This is a genomic window from Bacillus sp. RO1 (genome assembly GCF_012524115.1).
Taxonomy (GTDB): domain Bacteria; phylum Bacillota; class Bacilli; order Bacillales; family Bacillaceae_I; genus Sutcliffiella_A.
Map to the genome: position 1 here is coordinate 18,000 of NZ_JAAZWB010000073.1, position 20,819 is coordinate 38,818.

A 20,819-nucleotide genomic window follows, 5' to 3' on the forward strand; every position below is an offset into this window, starting at 1 on the left:
AATCCTATCCTATAAATATACCAAGAATTACCGCTACTGAAAAACCTACGAGTCCGATGATGGTTTCCATGACCGTCCATGATTTTAACGTATCTTTTACATCAAGACCGAAGTATCGGTTCACTAACCAGAAGCCGGAGTCGTTTACGTGAGATAGAACCGTTGCACCGGAAGCAATCGAGATAACGATTAGACCAAGTACCGGACCTTGAAGACCCATGATACCGATTAGCGGTGTGATTAGACCTGCTGCTGTAACCATTGATACGGTTGCGGAGCCTTGTGCCACACGGACTGCCGCTGCAATCAAGAACGCAAGGACGATTGGAGGTAATGCAGATCCTGCCATCATTTCACCAAGAACATCACCAACACCTGAGTCGATTAGTACTTGCTTGAACACTCCACCGGCACCCGTTACAAGGATAATGATACCTGCTGGCTCAAGCGCTTTAGTCGCAATATCTTGAACATCTTGTTTTGTATAACCGCGCTTCGTTCCAAGGAAGTAGAACGTTAATAATGTAGCTATTGTCAACGCTACGAACGGGTGACCGACGAATGTCGTAATCTCTCGAACAATATGACCTTCTTCAAAAATAACCGTTGAAAACGTATTCACTAAAATCAACACTAAAGGTACTAGAATGATAGAAGCAATCAGTCCGAAGCCTGGAAGATCCTTTTCATATACCTTATCTTCATCGATTTCCATGTATTTTGGTACAACCACGTGAATTTTTTTGCCAATATATTTACCAAAAACCGGACCAGCTAAAATCATAGCCGGGATACCAGCAATAACACCAAACAGGATTACCCATCCAAGGTCTGCGCCGATTAAATCAGCTACTGCAATTGGTCCCGGTGTTGGTGGGATAAAGCTGTGCGTTACAGCAAGTCCTGCCAGCAATGGAATCCCGTAGTGTAAAAGAGATTTCCCTGTTTTTTTCGCCAAGCCATACACGATTGGCACTAAAATGATGAAACCAACATCAAAGAATACGGGAATTGCTACTAAGAAACCTGTAATACCTAACGCCCATTGGGACTTTTCTTCACCGAATTTCTTCATTAAAGTTTGAGCAAGTCTTTCTGCTCCACCTGATACTTCGAGCATTTTACCGAACATCGCACCAAGTCCGACTACGACTGCAACGAAGCCGAGGGTGCCTCCCATTCCGTTTTGGACGGATGAGATGACTTCATTTAGCGGCATGCCTGCTGCGATACCTACTAGTAGACTGACTAACAGCAGGGCTACGAATGCGTGTAGTTTCGTGCGGATTACTAGGAATAGTAGGACGAATATTGCGGCTGCTGCGATTAGGATTAGCATGGATCCTGACATGTTTTGTTCCTCCTTTTTAATTAGCTCTATATAGAAAAAATAATTTTTACGTTTACTTCCTGATGACTTGCGTTCCAGGTGTTCGCTTTCCGCGGGGCGTGTGCTTGAGCCTCCTCGGCTTCGCCTGTGGGGTCTCAAGCTACCGCTGCTTCCCGCCGGAGTCTCACATCTTGCACTACAGTCATCAGGGGGATGTTTATTTAATTTAACGTCTCTCGTTATCTACTAAGATCAATTCTTCTCGACCGCATGTCCGCCAAATTCGTTGCGGAGTGCTGCGACTACTTTTCCGGAGAAGGTGTCGGGCTCTAGGGAACGGTATCTCATCATTAGAGACAAGGCGATGACTGGTGCTGCGGCTTGTAGGTCTAGGGCTGTTTCTACTGTCCATTTACCCTCACCGGATGAATGCATAACGCCCTTGATACCTTCTAATCTCGCATCTTTGCTGAATGCATTTTCTGTGAGTTCCATCAGCCAAGAACGAACGACGGATCCGTTATTCCAGACTCTCGCAACCTTTTCATAGTCAAAGTCAAAATCACTTTTCTCTAAGATGTCGAAGCCTTCTGCGATTGCTTGCATCATACCGTATTCCACCCCATTGTGGACCATTTTCAAGAAGTGTCCACTGCCGGATTTCCCTGCATATAAGTAGCCGTTTTCTACACAAATGTCTTGGAATAGCGTTTCAACATGTTTGAACGCCTTTTCATTACCGCCTATCATGGTGCAAGCTCCATTCCGAGCTCCTTCCATTCCGCCGCTTGTTCCGACATCCAAGTAATGGACACCTTTTGCAGCAAGTTCTTCCGCACGCTTTAATGTATCTTTGTAGTTAGAGTTGCCGCCATCAATGATGATGTCTCCTTCTGTTACGAAACTACTAATCTCTGTAAGCACATTTTCTGTAATCTCACCAGCCGGCACCATCATCCAAATCACTTTTGGTGACTCCAGTTTGCCTAGTGCTTCCTCGATGGAGTATGCTCCGATTGCACCTGCCTGTTCGCACTTGATAACGTTTTCATTATCAACATCAAATGCGACTACCTCATGTTTGTTATCTATTAAATTCAACGTTAAGTTGTACCCCATCTTGCCTAAACCAATCATTGCTAGTTTCATATAAAAAGAAACTCCCTTCTTCATGCTCAAGTCTTTATCGAAAAATATTTTTTGTCTTGTTTTTATTATGAAAAAAAATTCCTCAAAATGCAAGCGTTATCAAAAAATAGTTTCTTTTTTTTCGAAACCTCTTTATCATAGAGATTAGATTATTATTTCTGGAGGGTCGCACCATGAACACGCAGGAAACGCAATACTGCATGATGCGCATACGTTCCCACTATCCACAGTTCAAGGGGAAGGAGCAAGTCATCGCGGACTATATCCTAAATAATCCACAAAAAATTGTCCACAGCACCATCAACCAGGTTGCCGATGATTTAGGTGTAGCGGACTCTACCGTATTCCGTTTTTGCCAACGGATCGGCTTTAAAGGTTACCAGGCGATGAAAATTGCACTCGCAACCGAAATTGTGGAGCCCATTCAAGATATTCATGAAAATATCATGGAACACGACAGTGAAAAAACGATTGCGGAAAAAGTTTTCCGATCTAATATAAAAACACTAGAAGATACTTTGAAAATCCTTGATGAACAGGCATTTCACGAGGTGATTGGCGCAATTTTAGCGGCTCGCAAGGTCGAATTGTTCGGAAGCGGCGGATCTAACGTCATTGCAATGGACGCATACCATAAACTTATCCGGACAGGTGTTTCAGTGAATGTTCAGTCTGACACTCACATGCAGCTTATGTCAGCAAGCCAACTGACGGACGAAGATGTGGCCATCATCATTTCCCATACCGGAGCATCGAAGGACATGATGCACATTCTTGAGGTGGTAAAAGCAAATGGAGTGAAGACAATCGGTATCACTAACTTTGCCAAGTCTCCTTTAAGCCAAGGTGTGGACATGGCACTTTATACAATGTCAGAGGAAACGGACTATCGCTCTGAGGCATTGGCCTCACGCATCGCCCAACTTGCTATGATTGATGCCATTTATGTCAATGTTCTCATGGCGAAGAAGGATGAGGGGAAGGAAGCACTGCAGAAGGTTCGTGCAGCAATATCGGTGAAAAGAATATAAATAAGGCTGGCTAGAAAATCGGATCTTCCGACAACTAGCCAGCCTTTTATTATGTTTACCTACACCACAAAAAAATAAATCACCATCGCAACCAGTCCAACAGGAACCCCATGCCGTGCCCACTCTTTACTTGTAATGCCGAGCTTTCCTGCCGCAATAATATTTGGAATGTTACCAGGCACCAGCATTCCTCCACTGATCATAAGCCCAAGCAAAATCACACGGATGACTGACGGGTCCAATTCCGCACTAATTTCTGCAGCCGCCAGTGTCGCGTTATCCAAAATGGCGGAGGACATATTGAACCAGTATAAAACGGTAGGATCCATGCCTAAAAAGTAGGCGGAGACAAATGGTTCAAATCCTGCACCAAGAAAAGTCAGTCCCATCACAAAAAAGTAAATTTTCAAGCCTCGAATAAAAATTTCCTCGTAGCTTTCCTTATCCTTCACACTCCGCTCCAATTCGTTAGAAGCAGGTGCTTTCACCATAAAGGCAGCAAGTATACCGAATAACAACAATGCGAATAAGACATCCTTGCCAATCAGCCTTAAGAGGTAAAAGAAATCCCCGTTCAGCTTGCTGATTGTCACAATGGATAACGGCTCTCCAATTGGCGTCAAAGCTGCACCTAAGCCAATAGAAAAACAAGCAAGGACGGTGAGCCTTATCTGCTCTCTCTTTTCAAGGTCCAGCCCAACTACAATGAATACTAATAAGAGCGCTGCAATAATTGCGGTAATGACACTTGAGATTAAACCAAGAAACACAACAAGCAGAAAAATAAAAAACTTAAAAGGCACTCTATTTTTCAAAAAGTGAAGAGTTCTGCTAAAAGGTCTCTGCAACCATCTAAAAACGAGGCCCGCCATTAAGACGGCGAGTGAAATTAAGATTGGATCAGTTGCCGCGATGAAGAAAAGCTGTTCATTGTAAACTTCACTTACCATACTGGCGAGTATCCCCATGCTTAGCAGGAAAACTTCCATATTTTCTTCTATTTTCTTGACAAGTAAAGGTCCCAATAAAACGACCAGAAAAATCGAGATCAATCCGAAATCCATTTTTCACACTCCCGTTGTCTCCAGAAATTCTTTAGATAACGGTTCATATATATGCAGTTATTGGACAAACATGCCTGTGTAAAAAAGAAGAGACAGGGTTCAACAAAGCTCCTGTCTCACTACTATCATTACATGTAAATTTTCATTTTTAATCAAAACGATTATTCATAAAACCGAGTCTATTAAATCGCTCATAAATACCCCAATTTCTTGAGGTCCCTGTACACTATCCAAGAATACATTTTTCTTCCCTTACTGTTTAAATGATCAGAATCGATAAAATACTCTTTGTTGTTTGCGAATCTTTGATCACTCATATAATTTAAAAATGGGACATCTAAATTAAGGGGCTCTAAGTACTGAAAGACAAGTCTATTCATAACTTCCTCACTTAAATGTTCTTGATAAGACTGATGGACTGGCTCCATGGTTAATACTACTTGGTAGCCTTTCTCTTTACAATAATCTACAATCTTTTTTAACTGCTTCACATTTTGTTCAATGGTATTGTTTTTAACCGCTTCTCTGTATTGGTCTTCTACGTTCTCATACTTTCTTTTCGAATAGTTTTTACCGTTATTTGCCCAAGGCTGATGAGCATTCCATCTAAATTCTTTCAGTTTACCCGAGAGCGCAGAATGAAAACTCCCGCTATTTGCCCCAGGTAAGTACAAGTAACTGTAATAATCAAGTACACTAAATGGTTCAATATCGGTACGATCCAAAATTTTATAATAATTACCTACGTTCTTGGTCTCAGAATTGGCGAATGTGATTTGAGATATGGAAACGATCACTACACCACCAGGTTTAAGGTACTTGCCATATTCTTTTAACAATTGAAAATCGTATTGTAGCGTCTGAGAAGGAAGTGCTAAGTCCAGATGGGACAAACCCGTAGGCTTAAAATAATAACCGTACATGGAATGAGATGCACCCAGATTGATGATATCAACTGGATATGGATCTTCCTTAAAAGCCAGTATGGAATGGCTAATGTTGTAATCATAAGAATCCTTTACGAATTTATTTACTGGCATAAACAGTAATATTACAACTGTCATGATTATTGTTATCTTAATGAATAGACGTCCCATAGCACATAGCACATCCTTTCAAAACATTGTTTCTTTTCCATGGAATTTTCATTAAAATCTCCCATATATAAACCCTTCACCCGAAACACCGAATATAAGCACTGATAGAATGATAAAAATATAGAATGCATATCTAACAAATGTCGGGCGCTGCGATAGCAATTTCCATGTTGAAACATTTTTTCTTTCAATATACTGAAATAGTTGAAAAACAATAAAGAAAAATACAAAAATCACCAAATCTAGCAGCGTAAATATTTCAAACGCTTTTACAATCCCCAATGGATTCCATGAGTTAATGGATAAGAAAAGTTGTGCATTGTCAAAAGCTTGTGTGACGGAATCTGATCGATAAAAAACTCTAGAAAAGCAAACTAGTAGGAAGGTTATGGCGATTTTCACCCATTTATGAAACACTGGATTTCTATCCAAATGAGTAAATGAAGCTGCTTTTTCACGATAGTGTTTTGTATAATCTCCAAACACTCGATAAAACCCGTGAATTAGACCCCATATAACAAAAGTCCAAGCGGCTCCGTGCCAAATTCCGCTTACTAAGAAAGTAATAACGATTGCTGCATAAATGTCACTTCTTTTCTTTTTCCCCTTACATAACGGAAAAAAGATATAGTCTCTTAGCCAAGTAGAGAACGTTATATGCCATCTATTCCAAAAATCCGATATCGAAACTGCAAAGTGCGGTTGCTTAAAGTTTTCTGTCAACTTTATCCCTAGCATTCTAGCACAACCGATGGCAATGTCACTCAACGCTGAAAAATCAGCGAACAATTGTATAGAGAATAGAATAGTAGCAAGTACGATTTGTGAACCAGTCGGGTTAGGATTATCGAACACACTAGATACAATGGGAGCTAGTCGATCTGCGATTAATGTCTTTTTAAAAAATCCCCATGCAATTCGCTTCATCCCATAGCTTAAATTCTCATAATTTAAACTTTGTTCCGCTTTCAATTGGGGAAGCAATTTCTTGGCACGTTCAATCGGTCCAGCAACCAATTGTGGGAAAAAAGCAAAGAATATGGAAAAATAGCCGTAATGTCTTTCCGCTTTTTGCTTTCCATGGTAGATATCCACAAGGTAACCTACTGCCTGTAAAGTATAAAAAGAAATCGCTAATGGCAGTACAATTTCCTGATAGGGTATGGAATAATTTAAATTAAAGTAACTTGCAACCGCTCGAAGCGATTCATTAACAAAAGTCACATATTTAAACCAACCGAGAAAAAACAACAGCACGGAAATTCCAACAAGCATGACCTTTTTCTTCTGTCTTTTTGTCTCCTGTTTTTCTATAAGAATTCCAGAAAAATAGGTAGAAACGGTGCTTGCAAGTAGTAACGGTATAAATTGGATACTTAAGATCGCGTAAAAAACGTAACTTGCAGCTAATAAGAGAATCCACCTGAATCGATGTGGAATTAAATAATAAGTAGAAACGATTATTGCAAAAAATAGGAGAAACTCAATTGATATAAAACCCATCCAACCACCTGTCAAAAAATAAACTTAAGATGTTATAACTTATCCATGTTTAGGTAACTCGGAATAGAGGATCTTTCCATACTGATTACGTGGGATTTCCTCAATCCTGATAATCTTCATGCCCTTTAAGTTTAATTTTTCCTTAATAATTTTTTTAATTGGAACACCATCATCTTTTAATGTGTAAATATACATTTGGTCATCCGTCCCAGCGCTGATACAATCATGACCATGCTCAGATAAAAACCCTTCCACCTCATCAAGGCTGATCCGGCTCCCATAGAGCTTAATCATTCTTTTGATTCTGCCACTTATATAAAAATACCCATCCTGATCAAAGTAAGCCAAATCACCTGTACGCAAAATACCGTTATTCTCATCTTCTTTCGAAAGATCGAATACCGACTCGGCATACCCCAAAGAAACATTTGGTCCTTTGTATATCAATTCGCCCTTCACGTTGGGCTCTGTAATTTGGTTACCACTGTCATCTTGCAGAATTAGTTCTCCACCTGGAATGGCAATACCAATACTTCCGACTTTTTCAAGATTTTTTTCCCATGGTAAATAGGCCATACGCGCCGTTGCTTCCGTTTGACCATACATGGAAAAGAATTGAATCCCTTTTTGATTGCATACGTTAGCAAATTTCACCGATAGAGTGGAGCTTAACTTACCACCTGCTTGAGTCAGTTTTTTTAAACTCGGAAGATCAAAATCTTCAAATTTCAACCTATCAAGCATCTCATACACGAAAGGAACTCCTCCAAAAGTTGTTACTTGTTGTTCTCTACATAAGTCCCAAAACTCTTTTTTCATGATAGATGCATCCGTTACAACGATCGTCGCCCCGCATATAAAATGACTATTGATGATAGAGAGGCCATAAGAGTAATTCATTGGAAGTGTTGTAATAGGTTTATCCTCTGCATGGATGTCAAGGTACGTTGCTATTGATTCAGCATTTTTAAAAATATTTTCATAACTCAACCGAACAAATTTGGGGCTTCCAGTACTTCCAGAGGTTGTTAAAAGGAGCGCAAGACTATCATGAAGGTTATGTTGGAAAGATGACGGACATCTAAACAATGTGTAATCTCCGAATTCAAATGTACTTTCCATTTCATTTAATAGGTCTTGATTTTCGCTACTCGCCCAAATGTATGTAGGCTTGTAAAGATTAATCAATCGGCGCAACTGGTCCATATGGATGGAAGCATCCAAAAGTACAGGTACCACACCACCTCTGATAAAGCCCACATAGCCAAATAAAGATTCTTTATTATTGGAACATAAGCAAAAAACGAGCGTCCTTTCCCCTACTTCACCGCAGATAGCGTCAGCAATTTCTGACATTTCAGAGTAAGAATATGCTCGTTCAGCATATACAGCGGTGCGGTTCCCAAACTCCTCTAGTTTTTGAAAACTATTCATTAATAAAGTCCACTCCCAAGCGTTTCAATAGCTCCATTCCTGATAGGTAAGAGTTGAATTCTGTAATCCATTCTGAATCTATGGAGACATCGAATACATCCTCCATCTCAGATATAAGTGCCATATGTCCAATTGAATCCCACTCTCTTGTTGATCCAAGAGTTAAATCTTCATTTACCTCATTTTCTTCTAAGTCCAGCGCATCGATAAATGCATTTCTATATTTCTCTATATTTCTCATTCATTTACACCCTTTCCATAATTCACACCCGTGTGAAAATCTTAGTTGCACGAATCAAACATTATTTTTATTAATATACTTATTGATAATAATAATCAATTGCATATAAAATTCTAGCATATCGCTTTTTAAAAGGTCAACAACTCTTTGATGGTATTTACCCCCACTAAGTCAGGTATCTTTGTAATAGTTATTTATTTTCTATACATAAAAATAGAGAAACGAATAATCCGTTTCTCTAAAGTGTGTTCGTATAAAATATTTATTGGCTTTGCTCTTCCGTAAATTTTATCAGCTTTTCATTACACTGCTTCTGTCTGCTTCCATTTCTTGCCGACTTGAACGAACAGCAGCCCCAATTCATGGTGATCACCTTCATATAAAGCAGTTTGGGCAAAACGTGCTTCACCGTTTGCATCCACAACTTGCAGTTTGCAAAAAGCCCTGTTTTGCTGAAGTGCTTCATAAAAGTTTGACACGGAATTTACCGGTATATTGTTCACTTTTGTAATTATTTCTCCAATCTCAAGGTTCATTTTTTCAGCAGGACTATCCGGGATCACCCCAAGGATCACCAATCCCTTGTCACGTCGAACAAAAATCGGCTGATGCTTCTCGTCCTCTGTTTTGGCCCTGTAATTCAGCCATTCCCTGCCTACTACAGCGAAAACCGCTGCCAGGATGGAGGCATTTTCCCACCATAGGCTGCCAACTCCAGTCAACAATACCACGACTGCCAGCAGCACCAATTGTCTACCAACGATCGGTATGGCATCAAGCGGTAAGCTTGCTTTCAGTCGTTGATAATAACCCATGCTGAATGGAACAAGCCACAAGGAAAGCGTGTGTTCTCCCATTTCCAGGACAGGCCACCACTCAAAGCTCACTTCGATTCCTCCAGAACCAACAGGCACAAATAAGAATAACGGAAGAATCCATACTCTCTGGACAACATGGGTGCCAACCGGCAATCCACGCTTACTTTTTTGAAGCTGAGGAGAGGTTTGCAGAGGTGCCTGCTTCCAGACGAACACCCCTTCAGCAATCATGAGAATCCCCATCAGAATGGCAAGTGTCGGTAAATGCGTTGCTCCTACAGATTCGAACAAGCGCTGAAAGATGGTGATTCCGGTATCCAATTTTGGAAGAAGCACCACTGCCAAAATAGTAAAACCGAATATGTACGCAGTCGAAAGCCACCTTGGCTTTATGAAAAGGGTAAAAATGATGCTAAATACACTAAGAAGTACAAGCGTACCAAAAGGAATGATAACACCCAAACCTATTGTAAGCAAAGATAAAGCAAGTCCAACAAAAAGACTTTTGGCAGCCTTTTGAAACTCCGTCAGGCCGTATTCCACTCGTATATGAAAGTCATGACGCTCTCTTTTAACGCGAAAATATCCCAATACTACTGCAACAGCTAAGGTCACATAAAGGACAGGGTGGATGAAAAGGCGTCCCACTCCTATCAGCAATTCCCAAAACCAAGTTTCCATCACCCGTTCACCGCCTAAACATACAAACTTTTCTTTTATTTTACCACAAAAAAGTCAGCTCCCACCATAGGGGAAGCTGACTGTGTCCAATTATTTGAATAATGTTTTAATTGCCTCTTTCAGTTGTACGTCATTCTCTTTCGCTCTTACTGCTTCAAGGAGCTTTGCTTGCAGCTGTTCTGCCGTTTGGCTGTCAACTTTACCAGATGTGGATAAGTCATTTTCAGCTTGGAAGGATTTCACAGCATCTTCCGTTTCCTTGCTAAAGTAACCGTCTTCACGTCCAGGATCGAAGCCAAGTCCTTTGAGCATCACTTGAACATTCTTTACTTTTTCACTATTTGTATCAAGCGCCAGCTCTTCATCTTCTTCCATATTAATTGGATTCGCATAGAAGTAGTCAGGCTGTTTGACAGGTACTGTCGGCTCCACACCATCATTGTGTATCCAGTTTCCATCTGGTGTCAACCACTTATAAAGTGTCAGCTTGAGATTACTGCCATCGCCAAGCTCTAAAGCTTGCTGAACAGTTCCTTTACCGAATGACGCATCTCCAACTACTTCATAATTACCTGCTTCTTTTAATGCTCCAGCAAGAATTTCTGACGCAGAAGCACTTCCTTTATCAATTAAAGTCACGATTTCATAAGGCTTTCTCTCTGTTAAGGAAGAGAAGAAACGTTGCTTTTCTCCATTACGCTGTTCAATTTGTACATATGGTTTTTCCTTTGTTACTAGCTCAGCTGCAATAATCTGTACTTGATCTAAAAGGCCACCCGGGTTACCGCGAACATCGACTACTAAGCCTTCAATATTCTGCTCTTCCAGTGCTGCCAACTGCTCTTGAAAGTCTTTCCCGGTATCTTGTGAGAAGGAAGTAATCTGAATGTAGCCGACTTTCTTCCCATCATGTTCAATTGTCTCAGAATACACCGTTTCAATTGGAATCGTATCACGTGTTACTTCTACATTGAACGGTTCTTGCACTCCAGGACGTTGGATTTCCAGTGTCACAACAGTCCCTTTTTTACCGCGGATTTTAAGTACTGCTTCATATAAATCCAAGCCTTCTATGTCTTGGTCATCTACTTTGAGGATTTGGTCATTCGGTTGCAATCCAGCCTTTTCAGCCGGTGAACCACGGAATGGTGATACGATGGTCACCTTCCCGTTTTGCATACCTACTTCTGCTCCAATTCCTTCAAAAGAAGATTCAAGCGACTGTGTAAATTGCTCTGCCGTATCTTTATCCATATACACCGAGTATGGATCCTCCAGTGTATCGACCATTCCTTGTATGGCACCTTCAATCAGTTTTTCAGCATCTGTTTCCTCCACATATCTGGAAGAAATAATTTCGTATGCCTGTTGAATCTTTTCCATCTGCGCCGCCGTTTTTTTCGGCGATTCCTGTGGTGCAGCTTGTTCTGTGTTATCAGTAAGAGGATTTTGCACGGAAGGTACCGCCGCAGCTGGTCCATGTCCGAACCATTGTAAACCTGCATACATTCCTGCCGCTCCAACTAGAACTGATACAACCATTAATACTGTAACAATTTTGCGATTCATGTAAGCTCCTCCTCATCCTATACCCCGTACCGTACGATAGATATGTCGCAATTGTACCATAGCCGGCGTTGGTTGAAAATTATTAAAACTTATGTAAGTTGCTACGGTATGTGGGATTATCCAAAGAATGCCTGTCCCACTCAGCAATTCTTCTGTTCCTGAAGCAAAAGGCATCACACAGGAAGTGTAATGCCTTTTATAGTGTAAGTATATGTTGTTGTCGGACAGATTATGTGATGAATGTGAATCAAAAGAAGAGTCTCGCGTGATATAGTTTATTTACAAATTCGTATTTAGGAAAATTTGCATCACAACAAGAGTTGCGTTCGTCTAATTTTTGGAAAGGAGGGGATACATTGAACAGTTTTCAGGGGGGCCAAGTATTAGAGACATTAGAAAAGAAAGAGTACACATTGGAAGAATTGATGGAACTGTACGGAAATGAACTGAAGAGGATAGCCTTTTTGTATGTAAATGACCATGGACAATGTGAAGATATCATTCAGGAAGTGTTTCTTTCCTGTTATAAAAATATTGATTCATTCAGACACGAGTCAAATTACAAAACATGGTTGATACGAATTACCATTAATAAATGTAAAGATTACAGGAAAAAGTGGTCCATCAAAAATATGATTTATAAACCTATTATGGACCCTTTCATGAAAAATAGAGGTCCATCTTCTGAAGAAAACCTTTTGAGAAAAGAAATCCAAAACGATATGATTCATACACTAGCTAAATTACCATCCAAATATAAAGACGTACTCATTCTCTATTATTATCAGGATATGAAGGTGGATGAAATCGCTAGTTTATTGGGAGCAAACCCAAATACAATTCGTTCACAATTAACAAGGGGCAGGATTTTATTAAAAAAGAAATGGAAAGGAGACTAAGCATAATGGAGGATTTTGATAAGGAAGTAAAAAGAGAAATCAATAGTGCACTACTAAACGTTGAATTCTCCGAAAAAGAAAAACAGCTTATACTGTCAAAAGCAGAAAATAAGCGAAAACAATTCTCTGTTCTTCACGCCTTTTCGCTCATTGTTGCTATTGGGGTTTTTACTCTACTTACTATTTCGTTTATATCGTCAAAAAACAACCAAAATTTCTCCCCTGCAGATATCCCAATAGTGGAACAGAAGGAAGAACCTACAGAAAAAACAGAACCGGAAACAACAGAAAGAGAAATAGAAAAAGAAAACACAGTCGAGCCAGAAACCGCAATAGAGGACGAAGAGCTTCCTGAATCAGCTGGTAAGATAGATAAAGAATTATTGCGCAGTCTTTCCGACTATGAATTTCAGTTAATGGACGGTGAAAACCCCTATGAGATGTTCCTCTACCTTGATGATACCAATAGCTTAATGGATGTGGCACCTGAGTATGTCCCATACAACCAAGATACAGAACAACCAAATAAGTTTAAGCTATTCCTTGCGGAAAAAAATAGTTCCACCGCCCATTATCAAGTACATCTTTCAGAGCAACTAGTTGAGTTAGACCTCACATCTGATTTCAACTATTCATTTATTTCAGGAACAGTCGGAACAAAAACTCTTTTGTCTATGTTTAAAGAATTGGATATAGATAATTATGTTTATGCTGGATTTGTGGTGAAAGATGGAAAATTAGCACTTTTAGATATCACCGAAGAAGCAGGAACTCTGCATAGGCAGACAATTAAACTGATAAACAATCAGTACCTCCAGACTGTACATCAACTACAGCAGATTAAACAGGACGATCCACCATATGAATACAAGACATGGCAATGGAATGAGGAGTCCATTCAACTTGAGTTAATTGACAGCACCATCCTTCAAGATGAGTCGCTTTGGGATTACGTATTTACTAAATGGACAGAAAGTGACATCTATTCGGAATACAACAATTTTAAAAATATAGAGTTTTCAAAAGAACTGTTTAAAGATGCCCATGAAGGCAAGCTTACAGGAGTGGAGTTCTCTTTAGGTGATAAAATTGAGCAGGTCCATGAAAGTAGAGCGCATCCAAAATCGGAAAACTATTACCAAGGAGCAAAAATGACCTTTTATTGGGATGGAGGATATGCTTACCCTATCGATGGAAGTGACGAGATTTTAGCTATTTTTCTTCATCCACATATCATGAAAGTAACCAGTAAAGAGGTAAGGGAAATACTAGGTGAACCAGATCAGGTTATTACGGATTCGGAAGTTGGTTCTAGGAATTATATGGTGTATGAATTTGGTGATTACTCAGCTCTTTTTGGGTTTGAGAACGAAGGTGAATTTGTGAATTTAAACTTTAGAGAATCCAAAGGATACTAGCAAGGCAATCCTGGACTTTCACCAGTAAACAATACATTTCAGCTAAAATGATCAATAAAAAACACAGCTTTGTCTTAAATTAGACAAAGCTGTGTTTTCATTTATTTATTAGAAGTTAATATAAGACGCAGGGTTGACTGCATTGGATTTTGAACCATTCCAAGATCCTTTATGCAATTCAAAGTGCAAGTGAGGACCTGTTGAGAATCCAGTGTTCCCCATGTTACCGATGAATTGACCTTTTGATACGGATTGTCCTGCACTTACTCCCAAGCTATCCAAGTGAGCATATACGGTAGTCCAAGTTTGACCATCGATGTAGTGAGTGATGAAAACTACATTCCCGTAAGAGCTTGAGTAGTAGGCTTGGAATACGGTACCGCTTCCTGCTGCTACTACAGGTACATTTCCGCTTCTTCCGTTTTTACCAATATCGATTCCGTAGTGCTGGGTGCCCCAACGCGTACCGAATCCAGAAGTCACACTACCAGTTGTCGGTCTTGTCCAAGATCCAGATGAAACTGGTGGTGGCGGTGAAGTAACATGTTCAGGCTCTGGTTCAGGTTCTCCTTTAGCCTTTGCTGCTGCTACCGCTGCTTCGTGTTCCCTTTTACGTTGCTCTTCAAGACGTTTTCTTTCTGCTTCTTGGCGTGCTCGTTCCTCAGCTTCGCGTCTAGCTCGTTCTTCCGCTGCTTTAATTTCAGCACGGATTGCTTTTTCTTGAGAAGCTAGAACTTCTGCCTCGTTTTCAAGTTCATGAATTTCATGCATCGTTTCTTTTTCTTTTTTCTTCAACTCAGCAAGTAGCTTATCTTTTTCAGCTATTTGAGCCTTCAATTCAATTTCCATCTTTTCTAAATCCACTAGTTGCTGCTCCAATGCAGCTAGTTGTTCACGCATTTCCAGTTCTTTTGCTTCAAGTTCTTCCATGTCATTTTGATGAGCTTGTAGAATATCACGATCGGCTTGTACAATTGTTGCTACCGCACCAACGCGGTCAAGAAAATCTCCAAAGCTTTGTGCACCTAATAATACATCTAAATAGTTCACGGCTCCTCCACCTTGTTGGAAGGAACGAGCGCGATCTTCTAGAAGCTCATTTCTTTTGGCAATACGTTCTTTTAGTACTTCTATTTCTTCTTTAAGTTTTTCAATCTCTTTACGAGTATTGTCTATTTCTTCTTTTTTGGCACTGATTTTATTTTTCGTTTCTGCTACGGCTTTATCAAGGCGTTCAACTTCTGCTCTTATTTCTGCCTGCTCCGCCTGTAGCTTGTTCACTTCATTTTGTTTTTCATTTCTTGTAGATTCATTTGAAGATTGTTGATCTTTAACTTCATTCAATCTTTGTTGCATCTCATTCGCAAAAGCTTTTTCGGATAGACCTGAACCGAAGAATCCGGAAAAGCCAATGACTGCTGCGATAGCAATGGTACCAATCTTTCTTCTCATCCCTTACTTCCCCCTAAACTCTTATGTATCCTGACAGGAACAAATTGGTAGCCCCTATCAGGTTATCTGTATTTTCTAAGCGGGTATTACAACTATAGTAATCTCTTAAACTCGTAGGAATTTTCGAACGGACATCATGCTTCCCCACATACCGATAAACGCTCCGATAGCTACTAGGATTCCAATAACCTGGAATGCAAATGGATAAAACGGAAGCAGTTGAATAAACGTACCTTGAATTCTTGGTTGAACCAGATCTATTAAATAATAATAAGACGTCAGGATAATTCCAATCGGTACAATTGAACCTAGAATCCCCAACCATAATCCTTCTAAGAAAAATGGCCAACGAATAAATCCGTTTGTTGCTCCAACCAATTTCATGATCTCAATTTCTTTTCTACGGGCAAAAATGGTGATTTTAATTGTGTTGGATATTAAGAACATTGCTGTGAATACCAACCCTAGAATTAAAGCTAGTCCAATGTTTCTTGCAACTTCAAATACTTTGAACAACCTTTCCACCGTTTCTGCACCATAAATGACTTTATGTGTAAATTCCAGCTCATCAATCTTCTTGGCTGCTGTAATGGTTTCTTGTGGAGTTGCTGTCTTGATAATGAAAACATCGTATAGCGGATTATTTTGTTCGAACAGCTCAAATGCACCGCCGTCCTCACCAAAACTATCTACCAAGCCTTTCAATTCCTCTTCTTTAGAAGAAAATTCGATTGTTTCCACTTCCGATATGTTTTGTATCTGTTGTCTCAAAACTTCCTGATCTTCCTCGGTTGCCGTTAGGTCGATATGAACTCTGATTTCTACATCACTTTCAATTTCAGATGCAACATTGTTCAGGTTCATCATTAATACTAGAAATACACCCACCAACAAGAGTGTCACAGTCACTGCACTAACAGATGCAAACGTCATCCAGCCGTTACGTGCTAAGCTTTTGAAACTTTCCTTAAAGTGTCGCAGTAGAGTTCTAGGCTTCATAACCGTAGTCCCCCTCTGCTTGGTCACGCACTATCTTTCCATTTTCTATTGCAATTACACGCTTTTTGATGGTGTTTACAATTTCACGATTGTGCGTTGCCATTACTATAGTCGTGCCTTTTTCGTTTATTTCCTCAAAGATGCTCATGATTTCCCATGATGTGTCAGGATCAAGGTTCCCTGTCGGCTCATCGGCAATCATCACTTTTGGGTTATTAACTATCGAGCGAGCAATGGAAATACGCTGTTGCTCTCCACCTGAAAGTTCATTTGGTAGGTGGCGTGCCTTATGCTTCAATTTAACAAGATCAAGCACTTCCATGACACGTTTTTTTATGTTTTTAGGACTTTCTTCAATAACCTCTAAGGCAAAGGCTACATTTTCGTAAACGGTTAGCTGAGGTAAAAGTTTGAAATCTTGGAATACTACCCCTATGCTCCTCCGAAGTAAAGGAACTTTGCTTTCCTTCAGCTTTGAAAGGTTTACTCCGTCTATGACAATATCACCACTCGTAGGCTTTTCTTCCCGGTACATCATTTTAATGAACGTGGATTTACCAGCACCACTAGGTCCTACTACATAGACAAATTCGCCTGCTTTTATTTTTATATTAATACCATCCACAGCTTGTACGCCGTTTGGGTATTTTTTAAATACGTCTTGCATTTCAATCATTTAATCACCTATTGGGTCAAAGATTTGAATCATTGCATTTCCCTCTTTTATCATTGCTTATATAGGAAATATAGTTAAGCAATTACGGAAGATCGATAAACCTACTATTCTAAAATTCAAATTAATATATTTATCTAAAATTTCCGCATAAATTCACTTTTTATTATATCATCTATTTCGACAAAATAAGAGTTTTTATTATTACAGTTTCTTTTCAAATCCAAGTCACCCTTGGTAACAGAGGGATAAATTTCCTAAACATAGAAAGATGTCGACCAATATTTGTCGTTTTTTATGGAGAAAGAAAAAAAAAAACACCTTCGGGGGTCAGACCCCCGAAGGTGTTTTTGAAGCTTTGTAGATTACTATAAAGTTGATTTCTTTGAATCTAGTTATTGAATGGTTAAGACGTCTGCTGCTAGGATTGCTCTGTCGAGGTTGCCTTTTTTGGCGTAGACTGCGATGCGGTAGCTGCCTGCATCTAGTTCTGTTCCGTCAACTAGGGTGCCGTCCCAGTCATGGTAGTTGTAGCCTTTGCCAAGGTTAGCTTCGTATAGTGCTTCTCCAACATAAGCCCCTAGTCCACCTGTAGATGTAGCAGTAAACACCCAGACTTCCAATTCTTCCGCTCCACCTGGAAGGTAAGAGTAGAATTCAAAATTGTTATCACCCATTGGAGTGAAACCAAAATGAGTAACACGAGGGTAATCTGGCTCTCCTACAAATAAAATAGTAGGAACGTGAATTTTTTCAGACCCATCCTTAACCAACAGATTACCTTCATAATAACCAGGAGCAAGTTTAGATGCGTCAATTTCAACTACTAAATTGACTTTTTGAATTTTACCTGGATTTACACGTGTATTTTTGCTTGATTTTACTTTCACGTGTTTTCCAACTTCATTTTTAAAGTTAAATTCTACTGAGTAGTTTTTCACCTTATTAGAGAGGTTTTTAATTTCAAAGTGCTGATTTACTTCTTGAACCTCTTCCAACTGCTCAAACACTCCAAAGGAATAGCTGCCAGGATTCACAAGCGTTTCAGCCTGTAGCGCATCCACTACACGTATGCTTCCTGCACCTTGGGAGTTATGTGCGTACTCTTTGCCTGTTGTTGGGTCAATTAATTTTTCCGCGGTGTTCATAAGTGCGGACTTTACTTCATAAACGCCCCATTCAGGATTTGCTTGTAGGATAACCGCTGCTGCCCCTGCTACGTGAGGAGATGCCATACTTGTACCTTGTTTTGCACCATAACCATGCGGGTTAGCAGGATCGAAAGTAGGTACTGTACTTACAATGTTAACACCAGGTGCAGAAACATCAGGCTTGATCATCCAAGTGTCAACAACAGGACCGCGAGAGGAGAATCCTGCCATCGTTTCGCCAACTCTCTTATCAAATGCGATGTTAAAGCTCACTGTTACATTTGACGCTTTTGCTTTAAGAGCTTCACCATCAGCCTTATTCAGCATGATCGTAGGTACAGCCATTCCTGGGATTAAAGGCATAACCCCATCAACATTATTATAAAGAACTGCTCCAACTGCTCCTGCTTTTGCAGCTTCCGTCGCTTTATCAACGAAAGGAATTCCAGCACCACGGCTGATTAAAGCAATTTTTCCTGTTAAATCTTTTCCTGCAAAATTAGCAGGTGCACCAAATCCTACATCCACTAATTCGAAATCTTGACCATTTAGTCCAAGTAGTTCTTCCTCAGTTGGGAAACCTTGTACTGCAGAAGAAGCATAGGATACACCGTCAGAAGACGTTGTTACTGCTGTAAATACATTGTAAGGAAGCTGAGTAGCTCCTACAGAAATTGCTTCACGGGAAGTTCCCGGAGAACCCACTGTCCAATTATTTGGACCGGCGTTTCCATTTGATGTTACCGCAACTACACCTTCAGCCATAGCATGGTCTAGCGCAATCGAAGTTGCCCAGTCCGGTGCATTTAAAGAGTTACCTAAAGAAAGGTTCATAACATCAGCGCCGTCTTTTACTGCACGCTCGATCGCTGCCACTACATTTTCTGTAGATCCGCTACCACCAGGTCCAAGTACGCGGTATGCAAGTAATGTAGCGTCAGGTGCTACACCTCTAATATTTTCTCCATTTGCTGCAACTGTTCCTGCAACATGGGTACCGTGAGTTGTTTCCGCTCCACGAGGGTCACCCTTTGGTGTTTCTTGTGGGTCTGCATCATTATCTACAAAGTCCCAACCAAGGTACTCCTTGAAGTTAGGTGCTAAATCTGGATGAGTGTAGTCAACTCCAGTATCAATGACTGCAACTTTTACACCTTCACCTGTAAATCCAAGTTTCCATGCTTCGTTTGAACCGATGAATGGTGCAGATTCAACCATTGAAGGGCTGAATTCTTCTTCCGTCACAACCTCAGTTGTTGTATACTTTACATTTGGATAAACCGCTTTAACACCAGGAGTAGCTAGTAGACTAGGAATCTCGTTTGCAGGAATCTCAAGCGAGAACCCGGAGAATACATAATCATACTCGCGCCCCACTTTACTTTTAGAAGTGCGCTCTGCCACTTCTTTTTTCACTTTATCTCGAGCACTTTTCAGATTCTGCTTAGACTGCTTTTTCCCATTGTGCTTTGCTTCAACGATTGACTCTTCTTGTAATTCGACAATAACTTTCACTGCTTTGGAGGATGATAAATCAAAATCTCCTTTTAAGGTTGCTAACTCAAGGTTTTCATTTCCTGTGTTAGCAGAAACACCGTTTGTTGCAAAAGTACTAAAAGCAAGTACCAAAACCAACAAAGGCATAAATGCTGCAATAAATTTCTGCTTCAAATCATCCCACTCCCCTTTGATGTATAAACAGCTAATGTAAAAATCTCTAGACAAATACTAAAGCCCTAATTACTTACGATTGTCCAAAATCTTTACAAACCAAATTATATTTTCAAGAGTTTAAATTTTCAATATCCTTTAATGCATTAAACTTACAATTCTGAAAATTCAGTTATAAAGAACTGACAAAATCCCACAAATACCCAACAAAAACACTCTGAATAGACTATTTTTCATTTTTGATAAGTAGGTAAAAAAGTACAAAAAAAGAACCCTCCATTTTTTAAGAGAGTTCGGTTCATTCTTATTTGTGCTGTGCCAACCATTCAGCTAAAACAGCTGCATCACTTTCTGGTACAAGACCTGCTGGCATGTTTCCTTGACCGTTATTAATGATGCTTTCAATTTCTTCTTGACTGTATTTGCTCCCTACTTTTTGAAGGTTAGGACCACTTGCGCCCTCCATGTTTTTGCCGTGACAGCCAATACAGCTTTGATACAGTTGTTGCGCTTCTTCATTTTCCACCATGGTGAATTCGCCACCGCCTGAAGTTTCCTGCTCCTCATCGCCACCGCCACAAGCTGCAAGCGTTAAGAGAGAAGATCCAAGAACAAATGCCATAAAATACTTTTTCATAG

The 20,819-nt window shown here is 40.0% G+C and carries 17 protein-coding genes; 3 read left to right on the forward strand and 14 right to left on the reverse strand.

The annotated features are described in order from the left end of the window. Positions 1-4 precede the first annotated feature (4 nt). Together HC179_RS11005 and gnd are read right to left on the reverse strand one after the other, a co-directional pair. The gene (locus tag HC179_RS11005) at positions 5-1,351 is read right to left on the reverse strand and encodes a GntP family permease (RefSeq protein WP_168864350.1); all 1,347 of its coding nucleotides are present in this window, start codon (positions 1,349-1,351) and stop codon (positions 5-7) included. A 231-nt stretch (positions 1,352-1,582) separates the two neighbouring features. Continuing rightward, positions 1,583-2,479 carry a phosphogluconate dehydrogenase (NAD(+)-dependent, decarboxylating) gene (gnd, locus tag HC179_RS11010; RefSeq protein ID WP_168864351.1) on the reverse strand — a complete coding sequence of 299 codons (897 nt, stop codon included), beginning with the start codon at positions 2,477-2,479 and terminating at the stop codon, positions 1,583-1,585. Between the two features lie 173 nt (positions 2,480-2,652). On the opposite strand from gnd, the gene HC179_RS11015 reads away from it, so the two are divergent. After that, positions 2,653-3,510: a MurR/RpiR family transcriptional regulator gene (locus HC179_RS11015; RefSeq protein ID WP_168864352.1), complete on the forward strand. Its 858-nt coding sequence runs from the start codon at positions 2,653-2,655 to the stop codon at positions 3,508-3,510. Between the two features lie 59 nt (positions 3,511-3,569). Here HC179_RS11015 and HC179_RS11020 read toward each other — a convergent pair whose 3' ends face one another. The 7 genes from HC179_RS11020 to HC179_RS11050 form a co-directional block, all read right to left on the reverse strand. Then, a complete protein-coding gene (locus HC179_RS11020) occupies positions 3,570-4,574 on the reverse strand; it encodes a DUF1646 family protein (protein ID WP_168864353.1) in 1,005 nt (334 codons plus the stop codon). A gap of 191 nt (positions 4,575-4,765) precedes the next feature. Continuing rightward, positions 4,766-5,671, reverse strand: a complete 906-nt coding sequence (locus HC179_RS11025) for a hypothetical protein (RefSeq protein WP_168864354.1) — start codon at positions 5,669-5,671, stop codon at positions 4,766-4,768. 51 nt (positions 5,672-5,722) lie between these two features. Beyond that, on the reverse strand, positions 5,723-7,174 hold the full coding sequence (locus HC179_RS11030) for an MBOAT family O-acyltransferase (RefSeq protein ID WP_168864355.1): 1,452 nt from the start codon (positions 7,172-7,174) through the stop codon (positions 5,723-5,725). Between the two features lie 39 nt (positions 7,175-7,213). After that, a complete protein-coding gene (locus HC179_RS11035; protein ID WP_168864356.1) occupies positions 7,214-8,608 on the reverse strand; it encodes an AMP-binding protein in 1,395 nt (464 codons plus the stop codon). Further along, positions 8,601-8,849, reverse strand: coding sequence for an acyl carrier protein (locus HC179_RS11040; protein WP_168864357.1), 249 nt, complete (start codon positions 8,847-8,849; stop codon positions 8,601-8,603). Before HC179_RS11040 ends, HC179_RS11035 begins: the two co-directional genes overlap by 8 nt. Positions 8,850-9,151: 302 nt before the next feature. Further along, positions 9,152-10,348 (reverse strand): PDZ domain-containing protein, encoded by a 1,197-nt coding sequence (locus HC179_RS11045; protein ID WP_240948516.1) that lies wholly within the window; start codon positions 10,346-10,348, stop codon positions 9,152-9,154. Positions 10,349-10,438: 90 nt separating this feature from the next. Next, complete coding sequence (locus HC179_RS11050; RefSeq protein ID WP_168864359.1) at positions 10,439-11,917, reverse strand: S41 family peptidase; 1,479 nt, start codon at positions 11,915-11,917, stop codon at positions 10,439-10,441. A gap of 356 nt (positions 11,918-12,273) precedes the next feature. Here HC179_RS11050 and HC179_RS11055 point away from each other — a divergent pair, with 356 nt between their 5' ends. Beyond that, positions 12,274-12,816, forward strand: a complete 543-nt coding sequence (locus HC179_RS11055; protein WP_168864360.1) for a sigma-70 family RNA polymerase sigma factor — start codon at positions 12,274-12,276, stop codon at positions 12,814-12,816. A 5-nt stretch (positions 12,817-12,821) separates the two neighbouring features. Continuing rightward, the gene (locus HC179_RS11060) at positions 12,822-14,234 is read left to right on the forward strand and encodes a DUF4309 domain-containing protein (protein ID WP_168864361.1); all 1,413 of its coding nucleotides are present in this window, start codon (positions 12,822-12,824) and stop codon (positions 14,232-14,234) included. 108 nt (positions 14,235-14,342) lie between these two features. Here the strand turns inward: HC179_RS11060 and HC179_RS11065 are convergent, their stop codons facing one another. From HC179_RS11065 to cccB, 5 genes are all read right to left on the reverse strand, one after another. After that, positions 14,343-15,686 carry a murein hydrolase activator EnvC family protein gene (locus HC179_RS11065; protein WP_168864362.1) on the reverse strand — a complete coding sequence of 448 codons (1,344 nt, stop codon included), beginning with the start codon at positions 15,684-15,686 and terminating at the stop codon, positions 14,343-14,345. A gap of 105 nt (positions 15,687-15,791) precedes the next feature. After that, a complete protein-coding gene (ftsX, locus tag HC179_RS11070) occupies positions 15,792-16,685 on the reverse strand; it encodes a permease-like cell division protein FtsX (protein ID WP_168864363.1) in 894 nt (297 codons plus the stop codon). Further along, entirely contained in the window at positions 16,675-17,361 is a 687-nt protein-coding gene (gene ftsE / locus HC179_RS11075; protein ID WP_168864364.1) for a cell division ATP-binding protein FtsE, read from the reverse strand. Before ftsE ends, ftsX begins: the two co-directional genes overlap by 11 nt. A gap of 392 nt (positions 17,362-17,753) precedes the next feature. Further along, positions 17,754-20,180 carry a S8 family serine peptidase gene (locus HC179_RS11080; protein WP_481747970.1) on the reverse strand — a complete coding sequence of 809 codons (2,427 nt, stop codon included), beginning with the start codon at positions 20,178-20,180 and terminating at the stop codon, positions 17,754-17,756. Positions 20,181-20,484: 304 nt separating this feature from the next. Next, a complete protein-coding gene (gene cccB / locus HC179_RS11085) occupies positions 20,485-20,817 on the reverse strand; it encodes a cytochrome c551 (RefSeq protein ID WP_168864365.1) in 333 nt (110 codons plus the stop codon). Positions 20,818-20,819 lie beyond the last annotated feature (2 nt).

Bases quoted from the DNA above. Each gene is read 5' to 3' on its own strand.
- HC179_RS11005 (WP_168864350.1), bottom strand. From the start codon at position 1,351: ATGTCAGGATCCATGCTAATCCTAATCGCAGCAGCCGCAATATTCGTC.
- gnd (WP_168864351.1), bottom strand. From the start codon at position 2,479: ATGAAACTAGCAATGATTGGTTTAGGCAAGATGGGGTACAACTTAACG.
- HC179_RS11015 (WP_168864352.1), top strand. From the start codon at position 2,653: ATGAACACGCAGGAAACGCAATACTGCATGATGCGCATACGTTCCCAC.
- HC179_RS11020 (WP_168864353.1), bottom strand. From the start codon at position 4,574: ATGGATTTCGGATTGATCTCGATTTTTCTGGTCGTTTTATTGGGACCT.
- HC179_RS11025 (WP_168864354.1), bottom strand. From the start codon at position 5,671: ATGGGACGTCTATTCATTAAGATAACAATAATCATGACAGTTGTAATA.
- HC179_RS11030 (WP_168864355.1), bottom strand. From the start codon at position 7,174: ATGGGTTTTATATCAATTGAGTTTCTCCTATTTTTTGCAATAATCGTT.
- HC179_RS11035 (WP_168864356.1), bottom strand. From the start codon at position 8,608: ATGAATAGTTTTCAAAAACTAGAGGAGTTTGGGAACCGCACCGCTGTA.
- HC179_RS11040 (WP_168864357.1), bottom strand. From the start codon at position 8,849: ATGAGAAATATAGAGAAATATAGAAATGCATTTATCGATGCGCTGGAC.
- HC179_RS11045 (WP_240948516.1), bottom strand. From the start codon at position 10,348: ATGGAAACTTGGTTTTGGGAATTGCTGATAGGAGTGGGACGCCTTTTC.
- HC179_RS11050 (WP_168864359.1), bottom strand. From the start codon at position 11,917: ATGAATCGCAAAATTGTTACAGTATTAATGGTTGTATCAGTTCTAGTT.
- HC179_RS11060 (WP_168864361.1), top strand. From the start codon at position 12,822: ATGGAGGATTTTGATAAGGAAGTAAAAAGAGAAATCAATAGTGCACTA.
- HC179_RS11065 (WP_168864362.1), bottom strand. From the start codon at position 15,686: ATGAGAAGAAAGATTGGTACCATTGCTATCGCAGCAGTCATTGGCTTT.
- ftsX (WP_168864363.1), bottom strand. From the start codon at position 16,685: ATGAAGCCTAGAACTCTACTGCGACACTTTAAGGAAAGTTTCAAAAGC.
- ftsE (WP_168864364.1), bottom strand. From the start codon at position 17,361: ATGATTGAAATGCAAGACGTATTTAAAAAATACCCAAACGGCGTACAA.
- cccB (WP_168864365.1), bottom strand. From the start codon at position 20,817: ATGAAAAAGTATTTTATGGCATTTGTTCTTGGATCTTCTCTCTTAACG.